Origin of the sequence: Xanthomonas sp. WHRI 6108, assembly GCF_040202385.2 — a bacterium.
Classification (GTDB): domain Bacteria; phylum Pseudomonadota; class Gammaproteobacteria; order Xanthomonadales; family Xanthomonadaceae; genus Xanthomonas; species Xanthomonas arboricola.
The window spans coordinates 485,528-502,361 of record NZ_CP168198.1 but is presented as its reverse complement, the minus strand read 5'-3'; the positions used below and the strand labels follow the sequence as shown (position 1 = coordinate 502,361).

Below are 16,834 nucleotides of genomic sequence, written 5' to 3'. Positions count from 1 at the left end.
CATGCGCGCCCGTCTGCTCTGCGATTACCGCGCCGCGTACGCCAACCCGATCCGCTTCCGTGCTGGCCAGCAGGTGACCATCGGCGTGCGCGATGAGGAATGGCCGGCCTTCGCCTGGGTCAACACCGGCGACGGACACGCCGGCTGGGCCCCGGTGGCCTGGCTGCGCCCGCTGGGCGACGGTCAGGCCGAAGCCCTGCGTGACTACGACGCACGCGAACTCGATGCCCACCAGGGCGAGGACGTGCTGCTGCATTACGAACATGGCGGTTGGTGGTGGTCCGAGCGTGCCGATGGCATGCAGGGCTGGCTGCCGGCCGCCGACCTCGAACTCCTCGACGACACCACGCCGCCGCTGCCTGCGGCGCAAGAGAACCTGCCATGAGCGAAGCCAAGAATTTCCACCTGCCCGACCTGGGCGAAGGCCTGCCCGACGCCACCATCGTCGAATGGTTCGTCAAGGAGGGCGACAGCGTGCGCCTGGACGACCCGCTGGTCTCGATGGAGACCGCCAAGGCGGTGGTCGAGGTGCCCTCGCCGTTTTCCGGCACCGTGACCAAGCTCGCCGGTGCCGCCGGCGACATCATCGTCACCGGTGCGATGCTGGCGCAGTTCGCGCTGGACGCCTCGCAGCCGCAGCGCGCCGATGGTCAGGACACCGGCCACTCGCACGGCCCTGCACCCACGCACACGCCCAGCACCGGCGACAGCGCGGCCGGCCCGACCGCGCGCGTGGTCGCCTCCGACAACGGCGGCGAGATTGCCGACGCCGATTCCAGTGGCGCGAGCGAGCGTGACGACGCCGGTACCGTGGTCGGTGCGATGCAGAGCTCCAACGCGGTGCAGAGCGAACAGGCAATCGCCGTGGGCGGCGTGCGCGCAATGCCGGCCGTGCGCGCGCTGGCGCGCAAGCTGCGCGTGGACCTGGCCCAGATCCGTGCGAGCGGCCCGGATGGCACGGTGACCATGGCCGATGTGAAGCAGGCCGCCGCGGCCGGCAGCGCGCCGCTGTCTGCGCCGCGCGCCGGCGCATCGGTCACGCCGAGCAACGGCAGCAACGCGCCGGCAGCCGCGCCGCACGCCGCCGCCGGCACGCACTCGGCAAACAGCGCAGCCGGCAACGCGCAACCGCGTGCAGCGCTGTCTGCCAGCGGCAAACCGATGCGTACCCAGTCGCCCGGCGTGGTCGCCAAAGGCCAGCCGGAGCAGCTCAAGGGCGTGCGCCGCAACATGGCGCGCGTGATGGCCGATGCGCACAGCAAGGTGGTGCCGACCACGCTCAACGACGATGCCGACATCCACGCCTGGCAGCCCGGCAACGATGTCACCGTGCGGCTGGTGCGCGGCATCGTGCGGGCGTGCCAGGCGGTGCCGGCGCTCAATGCCTGGTTCGACGGCGAGGCACTCAGCCGCACCCTGCACACGCAGGTGGATATCGGCATTGCAGTGGATACCGAAGAAGGCCTGTTCGTGCCCGCATTGCGCAATGCCGACATGCTCGACGCGCACGGCATTCGCGAAAGCGTCAACCGGCTGCGCCAGCAGGTGGAAAACCGCAGCATCGCCGCCTCCGAACTCAGCGGCTACACCATCTCGCTGTCCAACTTCGGCATGTTCGCCGGCCGCTACGCCACCCCGGTGGTGGTGCCACCATGCGTGGCCATCGTCGCCGCCGGCCGTGCGCGTTACCAGCTCACCCCGGTGATGGGCGGGGTGGAAACCCACAAGGTGATGCCGCTGTCGCTGACCTTTGACCATCGCGCCGCCACCGGCGGCGAAGCCGCGCGCTTCCTGCGCGCACTGCTGGACGATCTGGCGCTGGCCAACTGAGGCACGGATTGCAGGTAGAGCGGCTGATCCTGGCTGCGAGGCGCTGCCCGCCCACCATCGCGGGACACGCCGCAAGTACGTCCTTGTAGGCTCTTACGCGGCATCCATGCCGCGTAAGGTCCCGCAACGGTGGGCGCGCAAGGACCAGTCTAGATGGTCGGTGTGCATGGTTAAGAGCAGTGCGTGATGCGGCGTGTGGATTACTGCGCATCCGATCAGTTGCCAATGCCAGGTTTGGCTGCGGGGCCCTTGCCCGCCCACCATCGCAGGACACGCCGCAAGTACGTCCTTGTAGGCTCTTACGCGGCATCCATGCCGCGTAAGGTCCCGCGACGGTGAGCGGGCAAGGACCAGTCGAGATGGTCGGTGTGCGCGGTTACAAGCAGGCATGACGCGGCGTCTGGATTGCGGCGCATCCGATCAGTTGCAAACCCCGGGTTTGGCTGCAGGGCCCTTGCCCGCGCACCATCGCAGGACACGCCGCAAGTACGTCCCTGTAGGCTCTTACGCGGCATCCATGCCGCGTAAGGTCCCGCGACGGTGGGTGGGCAAGGACCAGTCGCGATGGTCTGTGTGCACGGTCAAGAGCGGTGCGCGATGTGCATCGTTGGAGAACGATGGGTGGGTTCAATGGCTCAGTGGTCGATGCATGTCGAGCAAGCAGCTTTCATTCGACCACCGACTAACTTTCTGGTGCGGTGCCCTCGCCGGTTGCGGGACCCTTGGCGGCATGGATGCCGCCAAGGAGCCTCCACGGATGGATTCACGGCGTGTCCCGCAAGCGGTGAGGGCACCGCGCATTCGATGCACCAGGCTTTGACTTAAGCATCTGATCGCGCCTAAGAATCCATGGGTCGAAGTCTTGGTTGCGGTGCCACGATGGATTTGGACGATATGGAGAGATGCGCTGCCGCGCGGCGGCGCTGCGCTCTGGTTGCGGCGCCCTGCCCGCCCATCGATGCATTGCCCAGCGGCAACCCCGCATGACGTCCCACCGACCATTGCAGCGCAAATGCCTGGATAATCGGCCCATGTCATTTGCCCATCTCTCGCTGTCGCCACAGCTGCAGCCATTCTTCGACACTGCACTGGCACGCGCCGGTCACCACACCCCCACGCCGATCCAGCAGCAGGCCATTGCGCCGATGCTGCAGGGGCGCGATCTGATCGCGATGGCGCAGACCGGCTCGGGCAAGACGCTGGCCTATGCGCTGCCGCTGCTGCAGCAACGTTGCCTGGCGCCCGACACCGCGCCGCGCGTGCTCGGTGCGCTGGTGCTGGTGCCCACGCGCGAACTCGCTGCGCAGGTCGAAGACACCTTGCGCCAACTGGCCGCGCATCTGCCGCGGCGGCTCAAGATCGTGGCGGCCACCGGCGGCAGTTCGATCAATCCGCAGCTACTCGCCCTGCGCGGTGGTGCCGATATCGTGGTCGCCACGCCCGGGCGGCTGCTGGATCTGGTCGACCACAACGCGCTGCGCCTGAGCGAAGTCGCCACACTCGTGCTGGATGAAGCCGACCGTCTGCTGGAGCTGGGCTTCGGTGCCGAGCTTGATCGCATTCTGGCCTTGCTGCCGACGCAGCGCCAGAGCGTGCTGTTTTCGGCCACGTTTCCGCCCGGCATCGCCTCGCTGGCCAAGCGTCGCCTGCGCGACCCGCTACGCATCACCGTTGCCGCCACCCCGGAGGCTGCGCCTGCGATCGAACAACGCGCGATCGCCGTCGATGCCGGCCAGCGCACGCAACTGCTGCGCCACCTGCTGCAGGAGCATGGTTGGTCGCATGTGCTGGTGTTCGTCGCCAGCCGGCACACCGCCGAAAAAGTCGCTGAAAAACTCGGCAAGACCGGCATCAATGCGCAGCCGCTGCACGGCGAACTGAGCCAGGGTCGCCGCGAGCGTACGTTGCATGCCTTCAAACAGCGCGAGCTGCAGGTGCTGGTGGCCACCGACCTGGCCGGGCGCGGCATCGATATCGATGCGCTGCCGGCCGTGATCAATTACGACCTGCCGCGCTCGACGGTGGATTACACCCACCGCATCGGCCGCACCGCACGCGCCGGCGCCAGCGGCCTTGCGATCAGCTTCGTCACGGCAGAGAGCCAGCCGCAATGGCGTTTGATCGAAAAACGCCAGGGCCTGCGCGTACCGACCAGCGTGGTTGCCGGGTTCGAGCCGAGTCCGGCGACCGCGGTGCCTGCAACACAGATGCCGAAGACCGGCACGCGCACTGCGGACGACAACGGCGGCATCAAGGGCAGGCGGCCGAGCAAGAAGGACAAGCAACGCGCCGCAGCGGCGACGCAGGCAGGCAAGCCCGACTGAAGGCGGTGGGTGACATCTGACGCGCTGTCGTCACGCCGAGGCGGACGCCACGCGAAGACTCAGTCCTGCTCGAAATCCAGCTCGCCGCCCGCGGCGCTGTCGCCATCGGCACGCGGAGTCCGCTTGCCGGGCTTGCGCAGGATTTCCACGAAGAACTGCTCGCCACCTTCGCTGGTGAGCGCATTGATCGAGCGGATCAGCTCGGCCGGCGGCAGCGGCGCAGCACTGGCCTCGTCCACCCCGAAGCGCATGTCGAAGTCCCAATAATCCGCTCCTTCCGGCAAGTCCTTGCGACGCTCGCGGCGGATGTACTTGCGGATATCGTGCTTGCTGGATTCCAGCAGACGATCGCGGTTCTTGCCTTCGAGGTTGAGCTGGTAGGTCTTGCGCATGGCGACATCGGTTGGGAGCTGGCCGCCTATTGTGAGGCCACACGGCCGTTCTGGGTGAATGGCCGGGGATTCGGTGGCCGGCGGCATGGGCGCAAGCGTTTGCCTGCCTCGGCGTGGAGAAGGCCACGCGCGCCCTGCGCCAGCATGGATACACGCCGCCGCTACGACGCGACGGGCGGCCCGTCGATGCAGGCTGGCACAGGCGGGCAGGCCGCCGCCTCATGCACGACGATGGCGTGTCGCACACCTCGGCCTGCCACCTGGCTGACGATGTCGATGTGAAAGGCGTGCCCAACGTGGCTGCAGCGGTGCTGCCGCAGATGATCAAGCAACAGTCCGGCCACGTCTTCAATACTTCCTCGATCGCCGGGCGCAAGGTGTTTGGCCAGGGATTTGCGGTGTCCTCGGCAAGCAAGTTTGCAGTGACCGCGTTCACCGAAGGCCTGCGGATGGAAGTCGGCAAGAAGCACAACATCCGCGTCACCAGCATTCAACCGGGCATCGTCGCAACCGAGCTTCCGGCACAGACCACCGGCGCGGAATATCAGGCCATGATGCCCGGTTATGCCGGCACGGTTCGCATGCTGGACCCGATGGATAGTGCCGACACCATCCTGTTCGCGGCGCAGGCACCGTCCAACGTCAACATCGCCGAAGTCTTCGTGCTTCCGACCGACCAGGTCTGAGTCACCGCCTCACCAGTCAAACCGCAGGGCACGGACGCGCTGTCGTCTGTGCCCTGCGCGGCGCCACGATTCCCGCACGCCGGCCTGCCGGCCGGCTGCCGGTTCCTCGCAGGCCGCGGCGGCGGCCCACGCGGGTGAACGACCGCGCGCCGCCGCCTTCGATAATGGCGGCTTGGCCGCCACGGCCGAGCGGCATCAGGCGTGCTGCGTCGCTGCCCGGGTGCTACCGGAATCGGGCCGGATCTTGAACCAGATCGAATACATCGCCGGCAGGAACACCAGCGTCAGGATCGTGCCGGCCAGGGTGCCGCCGATCAGCGTATAGGCCAGCGTGCCCCAGAACACCGAATGCGTGAGCGGGATGAACGCCAGGATCGCCGCCAGCGCGGTCAGGATCACCGGCCGCGCACGCTGCACGGTGGCTTCCACCAGCGCATGGAACGGGTCCAGCCCTTCGGCCTCGTTGTGATGGATCTGCCCGATCAGGATCAGCGTGTTGCGCATCAAAATGCCCGACAACGCGATCAGGCCCACCAGCGCATTGATGCCGAACGGTTGCTGGAACAGGATCAGGGTCGGCACCACGCCGATCAGGCCGAGCGGGCTGGTCAGAAACACCATCACCATCGCCGAGATCGAACGCACCTGCAGGATGATGATCAGCAAGGTGGCCGCCAGCATGATCGGGAACAGCGGCAGCATCGCGGTGGTTGCCTTGCCGGATTCCTCGATCGAACCGGCCTCCTTGATCTGGTAACCGCTGGGCAATGTGTCGATGATCGGCTGCAGCTGCCTGGTGATCGCCGCCGAGACATCCGGCGGCTGCAGTTGGTCGTCGACATCTCCGCCCACGGTGATCGTCGGCACCCGATCACGGCGGCGCATGATCGGCTCTTCCATCCGCACATCCACCTTGCCCACCTGCGACAGCGGCACGCGCTGGCCGTTGGCACCGGCCAGGGTGAAGTCGGCGATGCGTGCCGGATCGAAGCGCGTATCGCCAGCCGAGCGCGCCATCACCTGCACGCTGCGGATATCCTCGCGCACCAACGTGACCGGCACGCCGCTGAGCAGGAACTGCAGTTGCTGCGCCACCGCGGTCGAGGTCAGCCCCACCGCCTGCAGGCGGTCCTGGTCCAGGGTGAAATGCAACGTGGGCGTGCGCGTGCCCCAGTCGGTGTTGACGGTGCGCAGCATCGGGCTGTCCTGCATGACCTGCTTGACCTGCGCGGCAATGCCACGCACCACCTGCGGGTCCGCCCCGCTGACCCGGTAGGCCACCGGGAACTGCGAGTACGGGCCGAAGGTAAGTTGGGTCACGCGCACGCGCGCTTCGGATGCCAGGCCTTCGGCAACCGCCTTGCGCATGCGCAGCTTCAATGCGTCGCGCTCGTGCTGGTTGTCGGTGCGCACCACGATCTTGGCGAACGACGGATCCGGCAACTCCGGGCCCATCGCCAGGAAGAAGCGCGGCGCGCCCTGGCCGATGTACGCGGTGACAATCTTCGCTTCGTCCTGTTTGGCCAGCCAGGCTTCCAGCTTGGCCGTGGCCGCGCTGGTCTGGGTGATCGAGCTGCCGTACGGCAGTTGCACTTCGACCAGCACTTCAGGGCGATCGGAGATCGGGAAGAACTGCTTCTTGACGATGCCCATGCCCAGGATCGCAAGCACGAACAGGCCCACCACCGAGCCGGCCACCAACCACTTGCGCGCGATGACGCGTGCCAGCGCATTGCGGAAGCGGTTGTAGCGCGGCGTGTCGTACATCGCGGCGTGGCCGCCTTCGATCTTCTTCAGATCCGGCAGCATCTTGACGCCCAGGTAGGGCGTAAACACCACCGCCACCACCCACGAGACGATCAGCGCAATCCCCACGATCCAGAACATGTTGCTGGTGTATTCGCCGGCAGTGGAGGCGGCAAAGCCGTTCGGCATGAAGCCGACCGCGGTCACCAGCGTGCCGGACAGCATCGGCGCGGCGGTATGGCTCCACGCATAGGCCGATGCGGCGACGCGGCTGTAGCCTTCCTCCATCTTCACCACCATCATCTCGATCGCGATGATGGCGTCGTCCACCAGCAATCCCAGCGCCAGGATCAACGACCCCAGCGTGATACGGTCGAAGTTCTTGCCGGTGGCCAGCATCACCACGAACACCGCCGCCAGCGTCAGCGGCACCGCGGCCGCCACCACGATACCCACGCGCCAGCCCATGCTGACGAAGCACACCAGCATCACCACCAGCAGTGCGACGAAGAACTTGGTCATGAACTCGCCCACCGACGCGTCGATGTTGACCGCCTGGTCGGTGACCTTGTTCAGGGTCATGCCCAGCGGCAGCTCGGCATTGATTGCGCCCACTTCGCTATCCAGCGACTTGCCCAGATCCAGCCCGTTCCAGCCATCGCGCATGATGATGCCCAGCAGCAACGCCGGCTCGCCGCCACTGCGGATCATGAAGGTGGACGGATCTTCGTAGCCGCGTTTGACCGTGGCGATATCCGACAGTTTCAGGGTGCGGCCCTGCACCACCAGCGGGGTGTCGCGGATCTTCTGCAGGCTGTCGAGCGCACCGTCCAGGCGAATGAACACCTGCGGCCCGCGCGTCTCCACCGAACCTGCCGCATTCAAGGCGTTCTGCGCATTGAGCGCCGCAAACACCTCCTGCGGACCGACGCCCAGCGTGGCCAGGCGCTCGTGCGAGAACTCGACAAAGATGCGCTCGGGCTGTTCTCCGATGATGTTGACCTTCTTGACGCCCGGCACGTGCAACAGGCGCTGGCGCAGGCTTTCCGCATCGCGCGCAAGCAAACGTTGCGGCTCGCCCTTGGCCTTGAGCGCGAACAGCGCGAAGGTGACGTCGGCATATTCGTCGTTGACCATCGGCCCGATCACACCGGCCGGCAGGTTGCCGACTTCGTCGCCCACCTTCTTGCGCGCCTGATAGAACTGCTCCTGCACCTGGCTGGGTGGTGTGCTGTCCAGCAAGGTCAAGGTCGTGAACGCCAGACCGGGGCGCGTATAGGTTTCGCTGCGGTCGTACCAGCGCAGTTCCTGCAGGCGCTTTTCGAGTTTCTCGGCGACCTGGTCCTGCATTTCCTGCGGCGTGGCGCCTGGCCAGGCGGTCACGATGGTCATGACCTTGACGGTGAAGGCCGGGTCTTCGGCACGGCCAAGCTTGAGGAAGGCGACCAAGCCGGCCAGCGAAATCAGGACGATCAGAAACAGCGTGATCGAGCGCTCGCGCACCGCCAGCGCGGAAAGATTGAACCGGCCTTCGCTCACGGCTGCGCTCCTGCCGCGGCCGCGGCCTTGGCGCCGGTCGTGGCGACAGCGGCAGGCGCAATCGTGTTGACCACCCGCACCTGCTCGCCGTCGCGCAACAGGTGCGCACCCAGTGCCACGATGCGCTCACCGCGCGCCAGCTTGCCGGCAACCGTGGCATGGTCGTCGTCCAGGCCCAGCACCGTCACCGGCCGCCAGCGCACCTTGGCCGGATTGCCGGCAATCACCCACACGCCAGGCCCCTTGCCGGCATCGAACAGCGCGGCCAGCGGCACCTGCAGCCCGGCCTGCGTGCCGGCGGCCGTGCCATCGGCGATGCGCAGGCTGACGGTGGTGCCCAGCGGCGCATCGCCCAGTGCGCCATCGAGCACGTAACGTGCCTCGAAGGTGCGGGTCAGCCGGTCGGCGCTTTCGGACAGCTGGCGCAAGGTCGCCGGCACGGTGACAGCGGCATTGCCGAACAAGGTGGCCTGCGCCACCGAGCCAACCTGCGGGCGCAGGGTTTCCGGCAACTGGATCACCGCCTCGCGGCGGCCGGCATGCGCCAGCCGCACCACCGGCTGCCCGGCCGCGACGACCTGGCCCGGTTCGACCAGCGTCTCCATCACCACGCCATCGGCGTCGGCCAGCAGGTCGGTATAGCGGTTGGCGTTGCGGGCCACTTCGGCCTGCGCCTGGGCGGCGCTCAGCTGCGCCCTGGCGGCGTCGGCGGCGGCCTTGATCTGGTCGTAGGCCGAAGCCGAGATGGCGCCGGTGCCGCGCAGATCGCGGTAGCGCGCTTCATCCTCACCCGCCTGCTGGGCGCGCGCCTGCGCGGCCGCCACCGCGTCCTGCTGCGCCCGAGCGGCGAGCTTGAGGTCGACCGGGTCGATCCGCAGCAGCGGCTGGCCACGCTTCACGCGCTGGCCGGCATCGACCAGACGCTCCTGCACCTTGCCGGCGACCCGGAACCCCAGGTCGCTCTGCACCCGGGCCGCGACCGTGCCGGAGAAGCTGCGCGCCGCTGCACCGGCGTCTTCGACGATGGCCACCCGCACCAGCGGAGCCGCGGTGCGCGGATCGGAGGGGGGCGCCTTGCCGCAGGCGATCAATGCCAGCGGCAGCACACAGAAAGCGGCAGAGGTAACGAGGCGCCGAAGCATGGCAAATCCAGGAGCGAGCTGATGAAGGCTCGCATCCTGATACTTGTGACTAAATCAGTCAATAGTCACAAACGAATTTAGGGCGATAGGCTGCGCAGCACCAGGCTCGACAACAGCACCGGCACCTCGTCGGCCTGCTCCAGGCTGTGCTGCAGCAGCAGCGGGTTCATGTAGGGGCGCAGCACCATGTAAATCGCCTGCGTGGCCTCGTCCAGTGGCGTCTTGCGCTCGAAATCGCCACTTTGCCGGCCTTGCTGCAGCACATCCTGCAGCAGTGTCTGGATGCGCACTTCATAGGCGCGGACCGATTGCCAGCGCTCGGTGGCCGCCGAGGTGGCGATCTCGTACAGCTTGCGATCCTGGAAGAACAGCCGGAGGCTCGCCTCGATCATCACCTTGAAAAGCCTGCGTAATTTCTCCGGCGGCTGCTCCGCCTCGTCGACCGCGGCACGCACCTCGGTCTCGATTTCGCGCAGGCAGTTGCTGCAGATCATCTCGCCGATGGCCTGCTTGGATTCGAAGAACTTGTAGATATAGGCCTTGGAGAACCCGATCGCCTTGGCCAGGTCCGAAACCGCGGTCTTCTCGTAGCCGTAGCGGCTGAAATGCTCGGTGGCCGCGATCACGATCTGATCGCGCACGTCATGGTCGGCCGGGCCGCGGCCCGAAACCGGATAGCTGGGTGTCTTGCTCATGCCGCCAGCTTAGCGCCCCGGCGCCCCACATACAAAAGTGACCATTTTGTATTATAGTCACACCTCATTCCTAGCTGCCCGGTCTGCCATGTCTCCGTTCCGTTCTGTTGCCCTGCTCGTCGTTGCCAGCCTTGCCACGGGCTGTGCAGTCGGTCCGACCTACACCCGCCCCGCAGCGCCCCTGCCAGACCGTTATGCGGGCCAGGCGGCGGTCGAAGTGCGCCAGGCAGCGCGACCGGCCGAGCTTTCGACCTGGTGGACCGGCTTCGACGACGCGGACCTGAGCCGCTACGTCACCCAGGCGCTGGCGCAGAACCTGGACCTGGCCCAGGCCACCGCGCGCGTCACCCAGGCCCGCGCCGGCCTGACCGCCGCCACTGCTGCGCTGCTGCCTTCAGGCAACATCAGCGGCAACGCGACCCGCGCCTACCAGTCATTGGAAACGCCGCTCGGCCAGGTGCTCAACAGCACGCCCAACTTCGACCGCTACGCCAGCACCTACGAAGCCAACCTGGGCGCGAGCTGGGAGCTGGATCTGTTCGGCGGCCTGCGTCGCGAGCGCCAGGCCGCACTGGCCGACTACCAGGCCAGCGAAGCCGGCGCCGCCGCCACCCGCCTGGCGGTGGCCGCGCAGACTGCCGATATCTACATCAGCATCCGCGGCCTGCAGGCACGGCTGGAGGTGGCGCAGCGCCAGGTCGCCACCCAGCAGGGCCTGCTGTCGATGGTGACGCTGTTGCATGGCAAGGGGCTTGCGCCGGAGTTGCAACTGCACCAGGCGCAAGGCGCGCTGGCACAGGCGCAGGCCTCGGTGCCCGGCATCGAAAGCGGCCTGGTCGCGGCGATGAACGCCCTGGACGTGATGCTGGGTGTGCCGCCTGGCACGCACCGCGCGGAACTGGCCGCCACCAAACCGATTCCGCTTGCGCCACGGATCGCCGAGACGGGCACGCCCGGCGACCTGCTGCGGCGCCGCCCCGATCTGATCGCGGCCGAGCGCAGGCTGGCCGCGTCGAACGCGCGCATCGGCGTGGCGATGGCCGAGTACTACCCCAAACTCTCGCTCAGTGGACTGCTCGGCAGCGCCACCGCGATCTCCGGCGCCAACCTGTTCACCGGCGATGCCAGCCAGTCCGCCGGCGTGCTGGGCCTGCGCTGGCGGCTGTTCGACTTCGGCCGCATCAATGCGCAGATCGCCCAGGCCAAGGGCCAGGAAGCCGAGCAGCTGGCGGCGTATCGCCTGGCGGTCCTGCGCGCCACCGAGGACGTCGAAAATGCATTCACCGCACTGGTCAAACGCGAACAACAAGCCAGCGTGCTCGCGCAAGGCGTGGACGCACTGGGCAAGGCGCGCACCGCGTCGGCGCTGGCCTACGAAAAGGGCGTGGTCAGCCTGATCGAAGTGTTGAATGCCGACGAGCAGCTGCTGCGCGCGTCCGATGCGCAGGTGCAGGCGCGCACGGATGCCGCGCGCAGTGCGGTGGCCACCTTCAGGGCGCTGGGTGGCGGCTGGCAATCCAGCACCGCCGACGCAGTTGCGCTGCAGCAGTCGTCACCGCGCTGACGCAAGCACGGACAAGGTCGCTAACGGGCAACCGCAAACTGCGGCGTTTGCCTCATATCGGTGGGCGTCGTCTGTGCGCCAAGCGGGTCCTGCGTCCTTGGCGGAAGAAAACTCGCTGGCCTCACCGCGACCCGGGTGCGGATAACGACTGCGCATCGCCGTGCACGCGATGGCTGCTGCAGCCCGCGCAGTCGTCATGTGGTCAATCGGCGTGGAAACGGATGCCTTGATTGATCGTGCATTGATACGCCAGCACCGGCCCGCGTTGCTGCAGACCCGGCAGGTCGTACATGTAGGTGGTGAAACGCACGCTGCCATCCGGGCGCAGCTGGTAGCGCATGAACTGCTGGATCGGCTTGCCGTCGTTGGCCACGGTGAAGTGCGAACCAGAGAACGCGGCAGTGCCGTCCTCGGTGATGCGGTACGCATCGATATGGCGGCCGCCACGGGTCTGGGTGACCGGCGTGCCTTGTTCGGGTGTGCAGCGGCCAAGATCGGTGGTCAGGCTGACGTCGTAACCGGATTCCAGGGCTGCGAGCACTTCCGCACGGGTATTGAGCGATTCGCTGGCCCAGGCGGGCAGCGCGCAGGCGCACAGCGTGGCGAGCAGGGCAGCGGGAGCAAGACGGGGCATGGCGAACTCCAGGATGAGGGAAGGAAGCGACCTGGGCTTTAATCAGCCCAGGGCCGTCAACATGACCCAGTCCTGTCTGCAACGGCGCACTGCGCTACGCATCACGCGGCATGATTGCGCTGTTGGCGGAGTCCGCGCGAGATTGCGCCGTGCAGGCTATGCCTGCGCGCGCAGAGGCTGTTTGTTGCGTGATCGGGCGCTTCTATTGCCAGAAAAAAGCCGAAGGAATGTCGGCAGACGGCAGACGGCAGACGGCAGACGATACGAGCATTACGCAAGCATCTGATGCACGCACAAAAGCAATGCTGCGACTGGCACGCGTCGACCGGAAGCAACTTTTTCAAAGCGGCATCATCCAACCCCACGGGGCTGCGCACCTACCCTCATCCGGCGCTGGCGCGCCACCTTCTCCCGATGGGAGAAGGGTTCAAGATGCAGGGTGATGAGGCACTCTCTCGATGAGAGAAGGCCCAAACTCGCACTCGTCACAGCTTCAACTTCATACAACCATCAAGAAGCTGCAATGCAAATCCACCCAGCTACAAGCGCGCATTGACCTCGCGCCGCACCTGTTCCGGCTCCGGCTGTAACGCCGGCATCGCGCCCAGCAACAGACGGTCTGCCAGGGCACGTGTGGCCACACGCAACTCCGGCACGGCGGTGATTTCCCAATAGCGTCCGCGTAGCAGCGGGCCCACGCAATACAGCCCCGGCACGATCTGTCCGGCACCATCGCGCACGCGCAGTTGCGCATCGGTGTCCACGCCCAGGCCCAGCGGATCGGCACGCAACAGCCCAGCCTCGCGCATGCCGGCGATCAACGGGTCGCTGGTGCGGTCGATATCGGTGTCCAACCCTGTGGCGCGGATCACCGCATCGTAATGATCGGTCTGCGCGTCGGCCGATCCACGCGGGCGAATCACCGCTTCCACGCCATCGGGCACCCAACGCGCGCGCAGCAGGCGCGCTGCGACGATCTGCAGTTGCCCCGATTGCTGCAATTGCGCCAGCTGTTCCGCTGCGCCCGGCGCAACGCGGTGCCGCGCCACCTCCCAATACGGGCGCAGATGGCGCAGGAAACGCGCACGCTGCGGCAACTCCAGCCGCTGCCACAGCGGTTGCAGATGCGGGCGCAAGGCATCCACCACGCGTCGCCAGTCGTCGACCACCGCACTGAGCTGACGCACACCGCGCAGCAGGCCACGCAGGTCGGCATCCTTGAGTGCGCGCTGCAGATGCGGCGGCAATTCCAGCGCCGCACCCGGCTGGCGCAGATGCGCCTGCGGCGCAAGGCCGCGTCGCGAGATCGCCAGCAGGCGGCCACGATGCCCGCGCGTGTGCAGGGTCAATGCCACATCCACCATGGTCAGCCCGGTGCCGACGATCAGCACATCGTCGTCCGGCGACAGGCGCGCCAGGGCATCGCCCTGCCACGGCCAGCCGATATAGCGCGGATGTACGCTCAGGCGCGGGCCGATCCCGGCCAACGCCTGCGGCTGCAGTGCGCCCACCGCCAGCACCACCCGATCGCTGTGGAAGGCATCGCCATTGGCCAGGAACACGCGAAAGCCCTTGCGCGCACGCTCCACCGCCACCGCTTCCTGCGACAGCCGCACGATCGACGCCTGCGCGCCACTGACCGCGGTATCCAGCTCGCTGCGCAGATAATCGCCATAGGCAAGGCGCGGCAGGAATTCCAGTCGCCCGCTGTCGCCCAGATGCAGGGTATCGGCGAAGGCACCTGGCGCCTGCGCATCGATCCCCAGGTCCTTGGCGCGCACGTTGAGCAGGTGCTCCGGCCGCGCCGCACCATAGGCGATGCCGCTGCCGAAGGTCTCGGTCACGCCGACCAGGGTGATGCGCACCTGCGCATCGGCCGTCTGCGCCAGCGCACGGACCAGCGCGGTGCCGCAAAAGCCGGCACCGATGACGGTGATATGGGTTTCCATGTGCAACTCCCACTGAATGACCCGCACGTTTTGCCCGCAGCGCGGCGCAAACGTGTAAACAAATGGTTAGCGGCGAGCAACCGAAAACGCATGAGCTGATCATGCTTGGTGATGAGGCTTGTGTGGCAAGCGGCCTGCGCACGGCATTGCACAAAGATGACAGCACACGCGACCGCAGCCAGGTGCCAATGCATGGCTCCCAACCTGGCTCGCAGCGCAGCGCTGCGCACCGCGATTTGGGGTGGCTGACAACACGTAGCGAACAATCGCTCGGGACGTGTGGACGGCGCGCTCAACACCTGGGTGTACGAGTGGCACATGGCAATTCCGAGCACAGCCCGCGCGCGCCTGGGGATGAGTGCAGTAGATCGCCAGCCCGCTACGCGCGGTGGCCGGCGCGTCGTTGGCAGAAGCGGTGGAAGTAGTGAAACGGACAGCAGACATTCCGACGATGCGTTCAACACTGCAACGGTACCGAGCACCGCGTCATGACCGGGCTGCTCGATAATGTCGGTTTCCGATCGAGTGTCCGCCATGTCCATTTCCGCAGCACCCACGCAAATCTCGCCGCGCAATCAACGCGTGCTGATCGCAGGCGGCAGCCGTGGTATCGGCCTGGCCATTGCCGACGCGTTCGTCCGCAACGGGGCGCAGGTCTCGCTGTGCGCACGCAATGCCGATGGCCTGGCACAGGCCGCCCTCGCATTGGCGCCTCATGGAGCCCCGGTACACACCTTCGCCTGCGACCTGTCGGACGCTGCGCAAATCGAGGCGTATGTGCAGGCCGCAGCGCAGGCACTGAATGGTCTGGACGTGGTGATCAACAACGCCTCCGGCTATGGACATGGCAACGACGATGCAAGCTGGCAGGCCGGTCTGGATGTCGACCTGATGGCCGCCGTGCGTTGCAATCGCGCCGCGCTGCCGCACCTGCGCAACAGCGACGCGGCAGTGATCCTCAATATCAGCTCGATCAATGCGCAACGCCCGACACCACGTGCGATCGCCTATTCCACCGCCAAGGCAGCGCTGAATTACTACACCACCACGCTGGCCGCCGAGCTCGCACGCGAGCATATCCGCGTCAACGCAATCGCACCGGGTTCTATCGAGTTTCCCGACGGGCTATGGGCCCGCCGCCGCGATGAAGAACCGGAGCTGTATGCCCGCATCCGCGACAGCATCCCGTTCGGCGGATTCGGTCAAGTGCAGCACATCGCCGATGCGGCGTTGTTTCTTGCATCGCCGCAGGCGCGCTGGATCACCGGACAGGTACTGGCGGTGGATGGTGGGCAGTCGTTGGGGGTGTGAGCGGGGATTTGTGCTGGCGAACATGCCGATCCGCTGCGCGTGACTCTGTAGGAGCGTGCCTGCGCGCGATGAAGCTTTACTGGTAACGCCCCGTCGCGCGCAGGCACGCTCCTACGAACAGCAGACAAGCAGTTCCTCCATCTGCGACACCCTCGCGACGACGGGCGGGTGCTGATGGATGGTGGGCAGTCGTTGGGAGTGTGAGCGGGGATTTGTGCTGGCGAACACGCCGGTCCGCTGCGCGCGAACCTGTAGGAGCGTGCCTGCGCGCGATGAGGCTTTATCGGTAACGTCCCGTCGCGCGCAGGCACGCTCCTACGATACGGCGGCGCTTCACCTCTATCCGGCTGCCTCGCGACGAGGCGATGAGGCGGCTTTAGCCAACCAACTCCGCAGCCTCGACGCTGTGCTCGCCACGTGCCGGTGCCAGCGCGGCGCTCACCATGGCGGCGGCGATGCGTTCGGCTGGATTGATGCGGAAGCGGCGTGGTAGCAGCGGGCCGAGCGCACCCAGCACGAGGCTGCCGATGTGTTCGCCGGTGCGGCGCTGCTCGCGTTCGCCGCCGATCAGGCCCGGGCGAACGAAGGTGAGCGAGGGGAAGCCGACCGCGCGCAGGTCGCGTTCCAGTTCGCCCTTGACGCGGTTGTAGAAGATGCGCGAGTGCGCGTCGGCACCGGCCGCCGAATTCAGCACGAACACCGAGGTGCCCTGCGCGCAGGCGGCGCGTGCCAGCGCCATCGGGTAGTCGTGATCGATGCGGTAGAACGCCTCGCGCGAGCCGGCCTGTTTCATCGTGCTGCCCAGGGCGCAGATGGCCGCTTCCATGCGCGGCGCGGTCCAGTGGTCCAGGCGCTCGAAATCGATCACCTGGTTGCGCAGCTTGGGATGGATCTGCGACAGCGGCCGGCGCGTGATCGCCACCACGCCGGTACAGCGCGCGTCGGCCAGCAGCTGTTGCAAAACATGTCCGCCGACCAGACCGGTGGCCCCTGCCAGCAGCACGTCCATCAGACCGCCCCTG

The 16,834-nt window shown here is 66.9% G+C and carries 13 protein-coding genes and 1 other RNA gene; 6 read left to right on the top strand and 8 right to left on the bottom strand.

The features are described 5' to 3' along the window. Position 1 precedes the first annotated feature (1 nt). From ABQ039_RS02140 to ABQ039_RS02130, 3 genes are all read left to right on the top strand, one after another. Positions 2–385: an SH3 domain-containing protein gene (locus tag ABQ039_RS02140; RefSeq protein WP_016901649.1), complete on the top strand. Its 384-nt coding sequence runs from the start codon at positions 2–4 to the stop codon at positions 383–385. After that, entirely contained in the window at positions 382–1,830 is a 1,449-nt protein-coding gene (locus ABQ039_RS02135; RefSeq protein WP_184609973.1) for a dihydrolipoamide acetyltransferase family protein, read from the top strand. Before ABQ039_RS02140 ends, ABQ039_RS02135 begins: the two co-directional genes overlap by 4 nt. A gap of 1,031 nt (positions 1,831–2,861) precedes the next feature. Then, positions 2,862–4,154: a DEAD/DEAH box helicase gene (locus tag ABQ039_RS02130; RefSeq protein ID WP_184609971.1), complete on the top strand. Its 1,293-nt coding sequence runs from the start codon at positions 2,862–2,864 to the stop codon at positions 4,152–4,154. Positions 4,155–4,213: 59 nt separating this feature from the next. Here the strand turns inward: ABQ039_RS02130 and ABQ039_RS02125 are convergent, their stop codons facing one another. Further along, complete coding sequence (locus ABQ039_RS02125; protein ID WP_024938227.1) at positions 4,214–4,546, bottom strand: DUF6172 family protein; 333 nt, start codon at positions 4,544–4,546, stop codon at positions 4,214–4,216. Positions 4,547–4,767: 221 nt separating this feature from the next. Between ABQ039_RS02125 and ABQ039_RS02120 the strand changes: the two genes are divergently transcribed. Then, positions 4,768–5,232, top strand: coding sequence for an SDR family oxidoreductase (locus ABQ039_RS02120; RefSeq protein WP_260297445.1), 465 nt, complete (start codon positions 4,768–4,770; stop codon positions 5,230–5,232). 195 nt (positions 5,233–5,427) lie between these two features. Here the strand turns inward: ABQ039_RS02120 and ABQ039_RS02115 are convergent, their stop codons facing one another. The 3 genes from ABQ039_RS02115 to ABQ039_RS02105 all read right to left on the bottom strand — a co-directional run bounded on the left by ABQ039_RS02115 (position 5,428) and on the right by ABQ039_RS02105 (position 10,354). After that, a complete protein-coding gene (locus tag ABQ039_RS02115) occupies positions 5,428–8,517 on the bottom strand; it encodes an efflux RND transporter permease subunit (protein ID WP_184609969.1) in 3,090 nt (1,029 codons plus the stop codon). Beyond that, on the bottom strand, positions 8,514–9,659 hold the full coding sequence (locus tag ABQ039_RS02110) for an efflux RND transporter periplasmic adaptor subunit (protein WP_184609967.1): 1,146 nt from the start codon (positions 9,657–9,659) through the stop codon (positions 8,514–8,516). The genes ABQ039_RS02115 and ABQ039_RS02110 overlap by 4 nt, the downstream gene beginning before the upstream one ends. A gap of 77 nt (positions 9,660–9,736) precedes the next feature. Beyond that, the gene (locus ABQ039_RS02105; RefSeq protein WP_016901656.1) at positions 9,737–10,354 is read right to left on the bottom strand and encodes a TetR/AcrR family transcriptional regulator; all 618 of its coding nucleotides are present in this window, start codon (positions 10,352–10,354) and stop codon (positions 9,737–9,739) included. Positions 10,355–10,442: 88 nt separating this feature from the next. Between ABQ039_RS02105 and ABQ039_RS02100 the strand changes: the two genes are divergently transcribed. Then, positions 10,443–11,918, top strand: coding sequence for an efflux transporter outer membrane subunit (locus ABQ039_RS02100; RefSeq protein WP_184609965.1), 1,476 nt, complete (start codon positions 10,443–10,445; stop codon positions 11,916–11,918). Positions 11,919–12,120: 202 nt separating this feature from the next. Here the strand turns inward: ABQ039_RS02100 and ABQ039_RS02095 are convergent, their stop codons facing one another. The 3 genes from ABQ039_RS02095 to ABQ039_RS02085 all read right to left on the bottom strand — a co-directional run bounded on the left by ABQ039_RS02095 (position 12,121) and on the right by ABQ039_RS02085 (position 14,821). Beyond that, positions 12,121–12,552: a VirK family protein gene (locus tag ABQ039_RS02095; protein ID WP_046345433.1), complete on the bottom strand. Its 432-nt coding sequence runs from the start codon at positions 12,550–12,552 to the stop codon at positions 12,121–12,123. A 539-nt stretch (positions 12,553–13,091) separates the two neighbouring features. Next, positions 13,092–14,501 carry an FAD/NAD(P)-binding protein gene (locus ABQ039_RS02090; RefSeq protein WP_104543873.1) on the bottom strand — a complete coding sequence of 470 codons (1,410 nt, stop codon included), beginning with the start codon at positions 14,499–14,501 and terminating at the stop codon, positions 13,092–13,094. A gap of 243 nt (positions 14,502–14,744) precedes the next feature. Beyond that, positions 14,745–14,821, bottom strand: a non-coding RNA gene (locus tag ABQ039_RS02085) — sX9 sRNA. A 214-nt stretch (positions 14,822–15,035) separates the two neighbouring features. On the opposite strand from ABQ039_RS02085, the gene ABQ039_RS02080 reads away from it, so the two are divergent. Then, entirely contained in the window at positions 15,036–15,812 is a 777-nt protein-coding gene (locus ABQ039_RS02080; protein ID WP_184609963.1) for an SDR family NAD(P)-dependent oxidoreductase, read from the top strand. Positions 15,813–16,188: 376 nt separating this feature from the next. On the opposite strand, the gene ABQ039_RS02075 is transcribed toward ABQ039_RS02080, so the two are convergent. Next, positions 16,189–16,821, bottom strand: a complete 633-nt coding sequence (locus ABQ039_RS02075; protein ID WP_102250780.1) for an NAD(P)H-binding protein — start codon at positions 16,819–16,821, stop codon at positions 16,189–16,191. Between the last annotated feature and the right edge of the window lie 13 nt (positions 16,822–16,834).

Bases quoted from the DNA above. Each gene is read 5' to 3' on its own strand.
- ABQ039_RS02120 (WP_260297445.1), top strand. From the start codon at position 4,768: ATGCACGACGATGGCGTGTCGCACACCTCGGCCTGCCACCTGGCTGAC.
- ABQ039_RS02130 (WP_184609971.1), top strand. From the start codon at position 2,862: ATGTCATTTGCCCATCTCTCGCTGTCGCCACAGCTGCAGCCATTCTTC.
- ABQ039_RS02095 (WP_046345433.1), bottom strand. From the start codon at position 12,552: ATGCCCCGTCTTGCTCCCGCTGCCCTGCTCGCCACGCTGTGCGCCTGC.
- ABQ039_RS02140 (WP_016901649.1), top strand. From the start codon at position 2: ATGCGCGCCCGTCTGCTCTGCGATTACCGCGCCGCGTACGCCAACCCG.
- ABQ039_RS02105 (WP_016901656.1), bottom strand. From the start codon at position 10,354: ATGAGCAAGACACCCAGCTATCCGGTTTCGGGCCGCGGCCCGGCCGAC.
- ABQ039_RS02090 (WP_104543873.1), bottom strand. From the start codon at position 14,501: ATGGAAACCCATATCACCGTCATCGGTGCCGGCTTTTGCGGCACCGCG.
- ABQ039_RS02075 (WP_102250780.1), bottom strand. From the start codon at position 16,821: ATGGACGTGCTGCTGGCAGGGGCCACCGGTCTGGTCGGCGGACATGTT.
- ABQ039_RS02110 (WP_184609967.1), bottom strand. From the start codon at position 9,659: ATGCTTCGGCGCCTCGTTACCTCTGCCGCTTTCTGTGTGCTGCCGCTG.
- ABQ039_RS02125 (WP_024938227.1), bottom strand. From the start codon at position 4,546: ATGCGCAAGACCTACCAGCTCAACCTCGAAGGCAAGAACCGCGATCGT.
- ABQ039_RS02080 (WP_184609963.1), top strand. From the start codon at position 15,036: ATGTCCATTTCCGCAGCACCCACGCAAATCTCGCCGCGCAATCAACGC.
- ABQ039_RS02135 (WP_184609973.1), top strand. From the start codon at position 382: ATGAGCGAAGCCAAGAATTTCCACCTGCCCGACCTGGGCGAAGGCCTG.
- ABQ039_RS02100 (WP_184609965.1), top strand. From the start codon at position 10,443: ATGTCTCCGTTCCGTTCTGTTGCCCTGCTCGTCGTTGCCAGCCTTGCC.